Source organism: Pseudomonas sp. P42 (assembly GCF_017973755.1).
Taxonomy (GTDB): Bacteria; Pseudomonadota; Gammaproteobacteria; order Pseudomonadales; family Pseudomonadaceae; genus Aquipseudomonas; species Aquipseudomonas iridis.
This window is the reverse complement of record NZ_JACOPU010000005.1, coordinates 54984-67192: the sequence shown is the minus strand read 5'-3', so window position 1 is coordinate 67192 and position 12209 is coordinate 54984. Positions and strand designations below refer to the sequence as shown.

Here is a 12209-nt window from a genome sequence, read left to right as displayed (position 1 = left end):
CCATGACGACTTTGCGCATGACCTTCGCTGCGCTGGGCCTCAGCGCGTTTTCCAGCCTGGCACTCGCCGCTGGCAATCCGCTCAGCGTGCACGTACTCAACCTGGAAAACGGCCTGCCCTCGCCGGGCATCAACGTGACCCTGGAAAAGCACGTTGGCCAGAACTGGCAGCCATTGGCCGAAGGCACCACCAATGAGCAGGGGCGCATTGCCGAACTGTTCCCGGCCAAACAGCCATTTGAAGCGGGCGAATACCGGGTGGTGTTCAAGACTGGCGAATACTTCAAGAAGACCAAACACGACACGTTCTTTCCGGAAATTCCGGTGATTTTCGAAGTGAAGCAGACCGATCAGCATTACCACATCCCGCTGCTGCTGAGCCCGTACGGCTTCTCGACCTATCGCGGTTCCTGAAATCAACACGGATCAAAAATATGGGAGCGAGCCTGCTCGCGAAGGCGCCGGGTCAGTCAAAACGACTGGTGAATGACCCACCGCTTTCGCGAGCAGGCTCGCTCCCACACAGGATTTCAGGTGTTCGCTAAATCGTGGCCAGCGCCCGCAACCGCACCGCATCGAGGATCTCGATCTCGCCATACCCCAAGCCAATAATCCCCTGCCCCTGCAAGTCCTTGAGGATCTGATTGGTGGTCTGTCGGGATAACGAAAGCATCGATGCCAACTGCTCCTGCGGCAGTTGCAGCAACCGGCGGGGCGCGTCGATTTCGCCGTAGCCCTCGGCAATCATCAGCAAGCGATGAGCCAGTCGCGCCGGGGCTGGCAGCAGGCTGAGCTGTTCGAGATTGATGAAAGTCAGGCGCAGCTTGTGGCTCATCAACAGCGCCAGATGCCGCCAGTACACCGGGTGCTCATCGAGCAGTTTCAGCAACGTGGCCTGCGGGATATTCAGCAGCGTGCACGGCCCCACGGCATAGGCGTCATGGGTGCGCGGCTGACCGTCGAACAGGCTGATTTCACCAAACCAGTGCGGCGCCTCGACCAGACTCAGTAACGCCTCCTTGCCCTGCTCGCTCACCGCGCCGATGCGCACGGCGCCATCGAGCACCGCGTACAGACCACACGGCGGATCGCCACGCTGAAACAGCCGCTGCCCCGCCGTCAGCCGCCGCTCCCGCGCAGCCGCCAGCAGACTATCCTGAAAGGACGCAGGCAAATGACTGAACCACTGCCCGGTCAGCAGCCGTGAACGCTTATCCATGAACACTCCTAATTGTCGCCTGCCTGACAGAGCGAACGCTGAACCCCGGGCATGCTGCGATCACCCTACAGGAGGAACAACAATGAAAAGCCTCGTCGATCATCTGAGTCAATACGCCGCCTACCACCGTGACCCGCGCAACATCGCCAGCCACTTTATCGGTATTCCGCTGATCGTGGTGGCAGTGGCGGTTTTGTTGTCGCGTCCGGAATGGTCGCTGGGCGGCTTGTGGATATCTCCGGCCGTTGTGGTAGCGCTGGTCTCGGCGTGGTTTTACCTGCGCCTGGAGGTGAAGCTCGGCGTACTGATGACGGTGCTGATGGGGTTATCAGTCTGGGCCGGGCATGTCCTGGCGCAGCAGAGCACCATGGTCTGGCTGAGCAGCGGCCTGGCGATGTTTGTGATCGGCTGGGTTATCCAGTTTGTCGGGCATCACTACGAGGGACGCAAACCGGCGTTTGTCGATGACGTCAGCGGTTTGATCGTCGGGCCGCTGTTTGTCGTGGTGGAGCTGGCGTTCATGCTCGGGATGCGGCATGAGTTGAAAGAGCAGATCGAGGCGCGGGCGGGGGTGGTGCGGGTTAATCCGAATCGGGCGGCTGTCTAGACAGCTTTCGCGAGCAGGCTCGCTCCCACAGGGAAATGCATTCCAAATGTGGGAGCGAGCCTGCTCGCGAAGCTTTTGATTTTTAAAGGTTGGCGACTTTCTGCCAGACCTTCGGCTTGAAGAACAACGTCTCACCCTTGGCCAAACCGATCAGGCTGTCGTGATCTTTCACCACTTCGGCCTCGATCAAATCAGTCTGCCCCTCTACCTTCAGCGTCACCCGCGTGGTCGCGCCCAGCGGCCGGATATCACGCACCTCGGCGGCATGGTGATCTTCCAGCTCATGCCTGGACAACGACACTTCGTGCGGACGGAATAGCACGTGATTGTCGTCGCTTAACAGCAAGCGGTTCGAATCACCAAGGAAGTGATAAACGAAATCGCTGGCCGGGTTTTCGTAAACGTCGCCCGGCGAGCCGATCTGCTCGATCACACCCTTGTTCATCACCACGATGCGGTCGGCGACTTCCATCGCTTCTTCCTGGTCGTGGGTCACGAACACCGAGGTCAGGTTGATGTCTTCGTGCAGACGCGCCAGCCAGCGGCGCAGCTCTTTACGCACCTTGGCATCGAGGGCGCCGAACGGTTCGTCGAGCAGCAGCACTTTCGGCTCAACCGCCAAGGCACGGGCCAGGGCGATACGTTGGCGCTGACCACCGGACAGTTGCTCCGGGTAGCGATCCGACAGCCAATCCAGTTGCACCATGTTCAACAACTCATGAACCTTGGCCGCGATCTGGCTTTCGTTCGGGCGCTGGTTTTTCGGTTTCATGCGCAGGCCGAAGGCGACGTTGTCGAACACGGTCATGTGCCGGAACAGCGCGTAGTGCTGGAACACAAAACCGACGTTGCGATCACGCACGTCGTGGCCGGAAACGTCTTCACCGTGGAAGACGATGTTGCCCTGATCCGGGGTTTCCAGACCGGCAATAATGCGCAGCAAGGTGGTTTTGCCGCAGCCCGACGGGCCCAGCAGCGCTACCAGCTCACCGCTGTGGATGTCCAGGCTGATGTTGTCCAGCGCCTTGAACGCGTTGAAATTCTTGCTGACGTTACGCACTTCGATCGACATGAGTTATTCCTCCGCGGCGCTGGCGCGCAGGCGGTTGATACGGTTTTCGCTCCACTGCTTGAGCAGCAGGATGAAGAGCGCCAGGATCAGCAACAGGCTCGCCACGGCGAACGCGGCCACGTGGTTGTATTCGTTGTAGAGGATCTCGACGTGCAACGGCAAGGTGTTGGTCACCCCGCGAATATGCCCGGAAACCACCGACACCGCACCGAACTCACCCATGGCCCGCGCGGTACACAGCACCACGCCATAGATCAGGCCCCACTTGATGTTGGGCACGGTGACATGCCAGAACATCTGCCAGCCATTGGCGCCGAGCAGGCGCGCGGCTTCCTCTTCTTGCGTGCCTTGCTCCTGCATCAATGGGATCAGCTCACGGGCCACGAATGGCACGGTGACGAAAATCGTCGCCAGCACGATGCCCGGCAGGGCGAAGACGATCTGGATGTCGTGCTCCTGCAACCACGGCCCGAAGAAGCCCTGGGCTCCGAACATCAACACGTAGACTAAACCTGCGATCACCGGCGATACCGAGAACGGCAGGTCGATCAGCGTCACCAGCATGCTCTTGCCACGGAACGAGTACTTGCTCACGCACCACGCGGCGCTGACCCCGAACACCAGGTTCAGCGGCACCGAAATCAGCACGGCGAACACGGTGAGCTTCAGTGCCGAAAGTGCATCCGGCTCAAAGATCGCGGTGAAGAATGCGCCGAGGCCGTTCTTCAAACCTTGCGACACCACAATGAACAACGGCAGTAACAGAAACAGGAAAAAGATCAGCCAGCCAAGGCCAATCAGGATTCTGCGCGACGCGGCACTGCCACGCCGCGCAGCGTTGGCCGAGGAAGCGGCCGCAATAGACGATTGGGACATGTTCGCGCCTCCTTATGGGGTTTCGATGCGCCGCTGCAGCAGGTTGATCAGCAGCAACAGGACAAAGGAAACCACCAGCATCAACACGCCGATGGCCGTGGCGCCGGTGTAATCGTATTGGTCGAGTTTGACCATGATCAGCAGCGGCAGGATCTCGGTTTTCATCGGCATGTTGCCGGCGATGAAAATCACCGAACCGTACTCGCCGACACCACGGGCAAAGGCCAGGGCAAAACCGGTCAGCCAGGCGGGCAGCAATGCCGGCACCAGGATGTGGCGGAACACCTGCCATGGCTTCGCGCCGAGGCAAGCTGCGGCCTCTTCGACTTCACGGGGAATGTCGGCCAGCACCGGTTGCACCGTACGCACCACGAACGGCAGCGTCACAAACGTCAGCGCGAGGGTGATGCCCAGCGGGGTATAAGCGATTTTGAAACCGAGCTCGGCGGCGAACTGGCCGACCAGACCGGCCGGCGCGTACAGCGCAGTTAGAGCGATACCGGCTACCGCCGTTGGTAGGGCGAACGGCAGATCGATCATCGCGTCGATCACCTTGCGCCCGGGGAAGGTGTAGCGCACCAGCACCCACGCCAGCAATGTGCCGATGATGCCGTTGATGATCGCAGCGCACAGCGCGGTGCCGAAACTCAACTTCAAGGCTGCCAGCACACGGGGGGCGGAAATGATCGTCCAGAACTGATCCCAGGTGAGCTGCGAGGCGTGGACGAACATCGCCGCCAGCGGGATAAGCACAATCAGACTGAGGTACACCAAGGTGTAACCCAGCGTCAGCCCGAAGCCGGGTATGACGGGGGAGATACGACGCGACATAAAAGTCCCTGGTTAAAAACGCATCAATGTGGGAGCGAGCCTGCTCGCGAAGAGGGAGTATCAGACAACATTCCTGTCGCCTGTAACACTGCCTTCGAGCAGGCTCGCTTCCACATGTCATGTGCCCAAACATCAGGCTGGTTAGAGTGAGATTACTGCGCCTGATAAATCTGGTCGAACACGCCACCATCGTTGAAGAATTTCGGTTGCGCGGTTTTCCAGCCGCCGAAGTCTTTGTCGATGGTCACCAGTTCCAGTTTCGGGAACTGCTGGGCGTACTTGGCGGCCACGTCCTTGTCACGTGGACGATAGAAGTTCTTCGCGGCGATTTCCTGACCGGCCGGGCTGTACAGGTGCTTGAGGTAGGCTTCGGCGATCTGCTCATTGCCCTTCTTCTGGGCATTTTTGTCGACCACGGCCACCGGTGGTTCAGCCAGGATCGACAACGAAGGCACGACGATGTCGAACTTGTCGGCGCCGCCGTCTTCTTTCAGCGCCAGGAACGCTTCGTTTTCCCAGGCCAGCAACACGTCACCCTGACCGTTGTTGACGAAAGTGATGGTCGAGCCGCGAGCGCCGGTGTCGAGAATCGGCACGTGCTTGAACAGGGTCTGCACGTACTCTTTAGCTTTTTCTTCGCTGCCGCCATTGGCTTTCAGGCCATAGGCCCAGGCCGCGAGGAAGTTCCAGCGCGCACCGCCGGAGGTTTTCGGGTTAGGGGTGATCACCGAGACGTCGTTCTTGACCAGATCGCCCCAGTCCTTGATGCCTTTCGGGTTGCCCTTGCGCACCAGGAAGACGATGGTCGAGGTGTACGGCGTGCTCGCTTCCGGCAGACGCTTCTGCCAGTCGGCGGGCAGGGTCTTGCCGAGTTTGGCGATTTCGTCGATGTCACCGGCCAGGGCCAGGGTTACGACGTCGGCACGCAGGCCATCGATCACGGCGCGGCCCTGCTTGCCCGAACCACCGTGGGATTGCTGGATTTTCACGGTGTCGCCGGCATGGTCCTTCTGCCAGAACTTGATGAATTCGGCGTTGTAGTCCTGATACAGCTCGCGCGTCGGGTCATACGACACATTGAGCAGTTCGTAATCCTTGGCAACCGCGGAACCGGCAAACACAGCGCTGGCCAGGGCGGCCAAAGCGTAACGGCGAATCGACGACATGGTGAAAGCTCCTGGAATTCTGGGTGGTGGCTTTTTCTTATGTACTGCTGGAATCGGGTCCCGCTGAAAGATCGCCGCCTTCGCCAGCTCCAGCACACAGCCCCCTGTAGGAGCTGCCGAAGGCTCGGGCCGCGATCGGACGATCTTTTTAGCTCGGCTTGTTGCCCGGCTGCTGCAAACGGAATTTCTCTTTGCGCTCAATCTGGACCACTTGAGCGTTGTGCACGGTGATCTCCACCGCGCCAAACCGCAGATCGCGCAGGGCGCTCTGGATTTCACGCAAGATCGTGGTTTCGTCCTGACCGTCAACGCTGCGAAGGGATGCGCTCATGGTGCTGCTCCTTTGAATGGGATATGCCTGGCAGTGGGCGGCACTGCGTTCGGCGTGGGAGCAATATAAGAGAGGCGCTGATATTCTTAAAAAGACTATTTAAGAATGTTTATATAACCAGAAAAAATCATGAAAGCGGACAAGGGTTTGTTTGCTGTAAAAGCAAAAAGATCGGGCCGTGATCTGAGGATCTTTTGATCCTCAGACAACTAACGGGGCCCGCGCCCAATCTATTTCCAGCGCAGGCACCGGCCGCCCAAACCAATAGCCCTGCCCGAGATCACATTCCTGCTCCAGCAAAAACGCCGCCTGTTCAACCTGCTCGATCCCTTCGGCATGCACCTGCATGCCCATACTCCGCGCCAGCGCGATGATCACCCGGACGATCGCTATGTCATCCTCATCCCACGGCAAACCGGCGACAAATCCTTGATCAATCTTGAGCTTTTGCACCGGCAAGTGCTTGAGCCGCAGCAACGACGAATAGCCGGTGCCGAAATCATCGATCGCCAGGCGAACACCCAATTCACGCAAGCGATGCATTTGCTCCAGCGCCACCTCCGGATCGTCCATCACCGCGCTTTCGGTCACTTCCAGTTCCAGATAGGCCGGATCCAGCCCGGTCTCGCGCAGCACTTGCGCCACCTGTTGGTACAGCTCGCGCCGGGCAAACAACCGCGACGACACATTCACCGCCACAAACGACAGCCCCCTCCCGGCCTGCTGCCACTGGCACATCTGCCGGCAAGCCTGCTGCATCACCCAGGCATCGATGTCGACGATCAACCCGGTGCGCTCGGCAATAGGTATGAATTCGGCCGGCGACACCAGCCCCCGCAGCGGATGCTGCCAACGCACCAAGGCTTCAACGCCGATCAGACGACCGGTTTTAAGGTCATGCACCGGTTGGTAATAGACCCGCAACTCCTGTTGCTCCAGCGCACGGCGCAGTTCGAAGGCAATTTCGACCCGTTGCTGGGCGTGAGCGGTGAGCTCTTCGGTGTACAAGGCATAACCGTTGCGCCCACTGCTCTTGGCCTTGAACAGCGCCGCGTCGGCGTTGCGCAACAACTGGTCGGCGCTCAGCGCATCGCTGGGGAACAGGCTGATGCCGACGCTGGCGTTGATGAATAACTCATCGCCGTCGATACCGACCGGCTCCTTCAGGGCATCGAGAATACGCTGAGCGAATGCCGCCGCCTGGCCGGGCTGTGGACAACTTTCTGCCAATACCGCGAATTCGTCACCCCCCAGTCGCGCCACGGTGACGCCGGGCCCAAACAGCTCCTGCAAACGGATCGCCACCGCTTTGAGCAAACGATCGCCAACGTTGTGCCCGAGGCTGTCGTTGATCATCTTGAAGTGATCCAGATCGAGCAACAGCAGCGCACAGCCGCGCTTGTGGGCCTGCGCCGACGCCAGGGCCTGTTCGGTACGATCGCTGAATAACAGACGGTTGGGCAGATCGGTCAACGGATCGTGGTGGGCAAGGTGCTGAAGCTCATGCTCGGAATGCTTGATCGCACTGATATCGGAAAACACCGCTACGTAATGACTGATCCGGCTCTGATCATCATGAATGACGCGGATGGTTTGCCATTGGGGATAAATCTCCCCGCTTTTGCGGCGGTTCCAGATCTCGCCGCTCCACTCGCCTTGCGATTCCAGCGTGGCGAACATCGCCTGATAGAAGCCCGGCGGATGATGGCCGGACTTGAACAGACTGGGTTGTTGGCCGAGCACTTCTTCGCGCAGATAACCGGTAATCTCGATGAACGCACGATTGACGTGCACGATCAGCCCTTGATGGTTGGTGACCAACACGCCTTCGCGAGTGCAGTCGAACACAGCCGCCGCTTGCCGCAAGCGCTCCCGATCAGCGTGACGTTCACGCAACCTCGCACCTATCCCGAGACACTCGTACAACCGCGCCCGCGCCAGAAAAATCAGACCGGCACTGACCGCCGCAAAGACATAACCGTTGATCAGTTGCCATCGTGCGAGTTGGGCCGAGTTATCGAAGAAATTGTTTAATAAATAACCAGTACCTTGCAGCCAGACCGCCGCGAGTACGAGATAGAGCAGCGCTGCACGCAAGGCATCGCGATAAGTGGCAGACATTCGGCCGTCCATGTCCCTACAAAAAAGTGGGATTATAGGTCAAGAAACATCCAGCTAACTCTTATCTGAAAGCGCGACTGGTTTTATCTGTGTGCTTAGTGATAATGCATCGGCTGTTTTTATCTTTATCGAGGGCCCTATAGCCTATGTGGTACGAAGGTTTTCTTGGCTTGTCGGCCTGGTCTCTGGTCGCGGTCACCCTGCTGATGACCCACGTGACGATTGTCGGCGTTACCGTCTATCTGCACCGCTACTCGGCCCATCGCTCCCTGGAGCTGAATGCCGGTCTGAAGCACTTTTTCCGTTTCTGGCTGTGGCTGACCACGGCGCAGAACACCCGCGAGTGGACCGCCATCCACCGCAAGCACCACGCCAAATGCGAAACCGAAGATGACCCGCACAGCCCGGTCATCAAGGGTTTGTCCACGGTATTGCGTACCGGTGCCGAGCTGTACCGCGCCGAAGCGCAGAACCCGGAAACCCTGCGCATCTACGGCAAGAACTGCCCCGAGGACTGGATCGAGCGCAACGTCTACAGCCGTTACCCGCTGCTGGGCGTGGCAATCATGGGCGTCATCGACCTGCTGCTGTTCGGCACCATCGGCATCACCATCTGGGCGATCCAGATGATGTGGATCCCGGTGTGGGCCGCCGGCGTCATCAACGGTCTGGGCCATGCGGTCGGTTATCGCAACTTCGAATGCCGCGACGCGGCAACCAATCTGGTGCCTTGGGGCATCCTGATCGGCGGCGAAGAACTGCACAACAACCATCACACCTACCCGAACTCGGCCAAGCTGTCGGTGAAGAAATGGGAATTCGACCTCGGCTGGGCGTGGATCAAAGTCTTCAGTTTTCTGCGTCTGGCCAAGGTTCAGCGTGTAGCCCCAATTGCCCATCGCGTTGAAGGCAAGGGCAATCTGGACATGGACACCGCCATGGCGATCCTCAACAACCGCTTCCAGATCATGGCCCAGTACCGCAAATTGGTCATTGGCCCGCTGGTCAAGCAGGAGCTGGACAAAGTCGATCACTCGGTGCGTCACCAGTTCCATCGAGCCAAACGCCTGCTCTCGCGGGAAACCAGCCTGCTGGAAGATCGCCACCACGCGCGCATCCAGAGCATGCTCGAGCACAGCCACGCGCTGAAGGTCATTTACGAAAAACGCCTGGCACTGCAGCAGATCTGGGTGAAGACCAGCTCCAATGGCCACGACATGCTCGCCGCCATCAAAGAGTGGATCCATGAAGCCGAGGCCAGCGGAATTCAATCCCTGCGCGAGTTCGCCGACCAGCTGAAAACCTACTCGTTGCGCCCAGCCACAGCCTGATCGGCTGCCCATGTGGATCGTGGATTTATCCCCGATCGGTGGCGACACCACCGCAAATCTGACGGCGCGTTTGCATTGATCAAGCGCGTCGTCATTACCGCCTAGCAGAACCCCACTACCGTTGGGAACTTCGCCGAAAATCCCCTATCTCAAAGACTTCGCCATTCCGGCGGGCTTAGGTGTGGCCGTTGTTGTCAACGCGGCACGCCCTCTGAGAATTGTGCCGATGGTCAATAACAACCAAAAAGACTCATCCCTCCCGCAGTGGCCCGAGGCCGCGCAAACACTCATGGCATTAATGCACGCCCAGGGCGAAGTCGCTCGTCTGAGCGAACGCGAACAGCTGTTCAGCTCGCTGCTGGTCAGCGTCAACGCTGTGCTCTGGGCATTCAACTGGGAAACCCGTCAGGTGCTGTACGTCAGCCCGGCCTATGAGCGAATTTTCGGTCGCTCGGCAGGGCTTCTGCTGGCTGATTACAACCAGTGGCGCGACAGCATCTATCCCGACGATCTGGATTACGCTGAACGCAGCCTCGCCGAAGTCCTGCACAAAGGCGCAGTGGAAGATCGCGAGTACCGGATCATCGCCGCTGACGGCCAGGTGCGCTGGCTCAGCGACAAATGCTTCATCAATCGTCAGGACGAGCCCGGGCAACCGGTGATCATCGTCGGCATCGCCGAAGACATCACCGATAAGAAGCAGATGGAAACCGAATTGCAACGCCTGGCCACCACCGATGTGCTGACCCAGAGCAGCAACCGCCGGCACTTTTTCGAATGCGCCAATCGCGAGTTCGAAGAGGCGCGGCTGCAAGGCTCGCCGCTGGCGTTTCTGCTGTTGGATATCGATGACTTCAAAATCATCAACGACACTTACGGCCACCCTCAAGGCGACAGCGTGCTGCAAGCCATTGCCGAATGTGGCCGCGCCTCGTTGCGGCGGGGAGACTTGTTCGGGCGAATAGGCGGTGAAGAATTTGCCGCAGTGTTCCCGGGCTGCGCCCCTGACATGGCCTTGCAAGTCGCCGAGCGGCTGCAACAGGAGATTCAGCGTTTGAGCTTCAGCCAGGACGGCCAGACGTTCGGCATCACCGTCAGCCAGGGCCTGACGAGCCTGACCGAAAGCGACGAAAGCCTCGACAGCCTCTTCGCCCGGGCAGATGCGGCGATGTATGAAGCCAAGCGTCAGGGCAAGAACCGGATTATCTCCGGCTGAACCTTTGGCTCAAGCCCAACACAAATCCCCTGTAGGAGCTGCGGCACGCTGCGATCTTTTGACTTTAAAGATCAGGATCAAAAGATCGCAGCGTGCCGCAGCTCCTACATTGAAATCTGGCTATTTGCGCATCCGCATCAACTCTGGCAAACCGATCTTGAGCAACCGCGCGGTCCGGCTCTTCGCCAACGCCTCGATACCTTCATGCTCGGTCAGGTGAGCCATCTGCGCCGCCATGTTCATCACCAGCGCCTCGCGGGAATACACCCCACCGCCGAGCTGGTAGACCGAGGCAATCAACTCACGCAACTCCAGCGGCAGTCGCCAGCGAGTGCGTAGCGCCGAACCGTAGGCCGCGCCAAATTGCGCCAACGCTTCACCCACTTCCTCAAAATCGTCCAGCTCACCGCCCGCCTGTTTCCATTCTTGCAAACAGCGCAGCAAAGCCAGATCACCGAGACGATGCAGTATGCCCGCGCAATAGCAGCGCTCCTGATCCAGATCGAGCAACCGCGCCAGCGTGCGCGCGTATTCAGCGGTGTGCAGCGACAGGTTCCAATAACGTTCGGCGTAGTCCGCCAGACAGGGATCGCTAAGCCGGGCGCTGCGTTTGAGCGCCAGCCCCAGAATAAGATTCATGCTCTGCCCCGTGCCAAGCCGCTGCAGTGCCTGCGCCAGAGTTTGCACCGGTGCGCCATGGTGTTGCCCGGCGCTGTTGGCCGCCGCAATCAATACCGCGGTAATCTGCGGATCGGTACGGAATTCCTGTTGCAGCTGCGTCAGATCGAGACCGCCGGGATTGAGGCTGCGCTTGACCGCTACCTGCACATCCATCATCAACGGCGCGCCGTCGGCCTGCTCACGGCGTCGCTCGAGGAACACCGACAAGGTCATGCCAGGCGCCAGTACTGGCACTTCACAGAACACTTCTTCCCCGGCATTCAACAGCAAACCCTGCAAACGCTCGGTCAGGCTTTCCATGTTCAGGGGTTTGGTCAGGTATGCCGTCGGCGCCAGCAGTATGGCCTCACGCACGCTGGCACTGTCGTTGCGGCTGCTCATCAAAATGAACGGCAGCGGTGGATTACGTTTGCGCTGACGCACACTGCGCAGCACATTCAAACCATCGACGCCAGGCAGTTCCCAATCGACGATAGCCAGGTCATACGGCACTTCACTGAGCATCGATATCGCTTGTTTGCCATCGGCACACAGATCCAGCCGCGCATCACAACGCACGCTCAGCAACACTTGTTCGAGCAAGTCCCGGGACCACGGATCAGCCTCGGCAATCAGCACTCGGGGTACGGCGGGTAAATCAACGGCAGTCATGCACGCTCTCCCTTGCAATACTTGAACCTTAGCCAATGATGGCCATTCGATACAGCGCTAAAACAGCCGATGTGTTTCTGGGGCATAAAAAAACCCGCCGAAGCGGGT

General features: G+C 59.2%; 12 protein-coding genes. 4 read left to right on the top strand and 8 right to left on the bottom strand.

Features of this window, described 5'->3' with window-relative positions; translation table 11 throughout:
* Positions 1-2 precede the first annotated feature (2 nt).
* Entirely contained in the window at positions 3-413 is a 411-nt protein-coding gene (uraH, locus tag H8B20_RS17100; RefSeq protein WP_200616383.1) for a hydroxyisourate hydrolase, read from the top strand.
* A 127-nt stretch (positions 414-540) separates the two neighbouring features.
* On the opposite strand, the gene H8B20_RS17095 is transcribed toward uraH, so the two are convergent.
* Positions 541-1218, bottom strand: coding sequence for a Crp/Fnr family transcriptional regulator (locus tag H8B20_RS17095; RefSeq protein ID WP_047299268.1), 678 nt, complete (start codon positions 1216-1218; stop codon positions 541-543).
* An 82-nt stretch (positions 1219-1300) separates the two neighbouring features.
* Here H8B20_RS17095 and H8B20_RS17090 point away from each other — a divergent pair, with 82 nt between their 5' ends.
* On the top strand, positions 1301-1825 hold the full coding sequence (locus H8B20_RS17090; RefSeq protein WP_210623971.1) for an Mpo1 family 2-hydroxy fatty acid dioxygenase: 525 nt from the start codon (positions 1301-1303) through the stop codon (positions 1823-1825).
* Between the two features lie 82 nt (positions 1826-1907).
* On the opposite strand, the gene H8B20_RS17085 is transcribed toward H8B20_RS17090, so the two are convergent.
* From H8B20_RS17085 to dibA, 6 genes are all read right to left on the bottom strand, one after another.
* Positions 1908-2897 carry a sulfate/molybdate ABC transporter ATP-binding protein gene (locus H8B20_RS17085; protein ID WP_210623970.1) on the bottom strand — a complete coding sequence of 330 codons (990 nt, stop codon included), beginning with the start codon at positions 2895-2897 and terminating at the stop codon, positions 1908-1910.
* Positions 2898-2900: 3 nt separating this feature from the next.
* On the bottom strand, positions 2901-3773 hold the full coding sequence (gene cysW, locus H8B20_RS17080; protein ID WP_210623969.1) for a sulfate ABC transporter permease subunit CysW: 873 nt from the start codon (positions 3771-3773) through the stop codon (positions 2901-2903).
* 12 nt (positions 3774-3785) lie between these two features.
* Positions 3786-4604, bottom strand: a complete 819-nt coding sequence (gene cysT / locus H8B20_RS17075; protein ID WP_210623968.1) for a sulfate ABC transporter permease subunit CysT — start codon at positions 4602-4604, stop codon at positions 3786-3788.
* 152 nt (positions 4605-4756) lie between these two features.
* Positions 4757-5770 (bottom strand): sulfate ABC transporter substrate-binding protein, encoded by a 1014-nt coding sequence (locus H8B20_RS17070; RefSeq protein ID WP_042557075.1) that lies wholly within the window; start codon positions 5768-5770, stop codon positions 4757-4759.
* A gap of 148 nt (positions 5771-5918) precedes the next feature.
* Positions 5919-6101 carry a sulfur starvation response protein OscA gene (gene oscA / locus H8B20_RS17065; RefSeq protein ID WP_003220508.1) on the bottom strand — a complete coding sequence of 61 codons (183 nt, stop codon included), beginning with the start codon at positions 6099-6101 and terminating at the stop codon, positions 5919-5921.
* A gap of 201 nt (positions 6102-6302) precedes the next feature.
* Entirely contained in the window at positions 6303-8222 is a 1920-nt protein-coding gene (gene dibA, locus H8B20_RS17060) for a phosphodiesterase DibA (RefSeq protein ID WP_210623967.1), read from the bottom strand.
* Positions 8223-8368: 146 nt separating this feature from the next.
* Between dibA and desA the strand changes: the two genes are divergently transcribed.
* The gene (gene desA, locus H8B20_RS17055; RefSeq protein WP_042557073.1) at positions 8369-9553 is read left to right on the top strand and encodes a delta-9 fatty acid desaturase DesA; all 1185 of its coding nucleotides are present in this window, start codon (positions 8369-8371) and stop codon (positions 9551-9553) included.
* A gap of 226 nt (positions 9554-9779) precedes the next feature.
* Complete coding sequence (locus tag H8B20_RS17050; RefSeq protein WP_210623966.1) at positions 9780-10769, top strand: GGDEF domain-containing protein; 990 nt, start codon at positions 9780-9782, stop codon at positions 10767-10769.
* Between the two features lie 120 nt (positions 10770-10889).
* On the opposite strand, the gene H8B20_RS17045 is transcribed toward H8B20_RS17050, so the two are convergent.
* On the bottom strand, positions 10890-12101 hold the full coding sequence (locus H8B20_RS17045) for a response regulator (RefSeq protein ID WP_042557071.1): 1212 nt from the start codon (positions 12099-12101) through the stop codon (positions 10890-10892).
* Positions 12102-12209 lie beyond the last annotated feature (108 nt).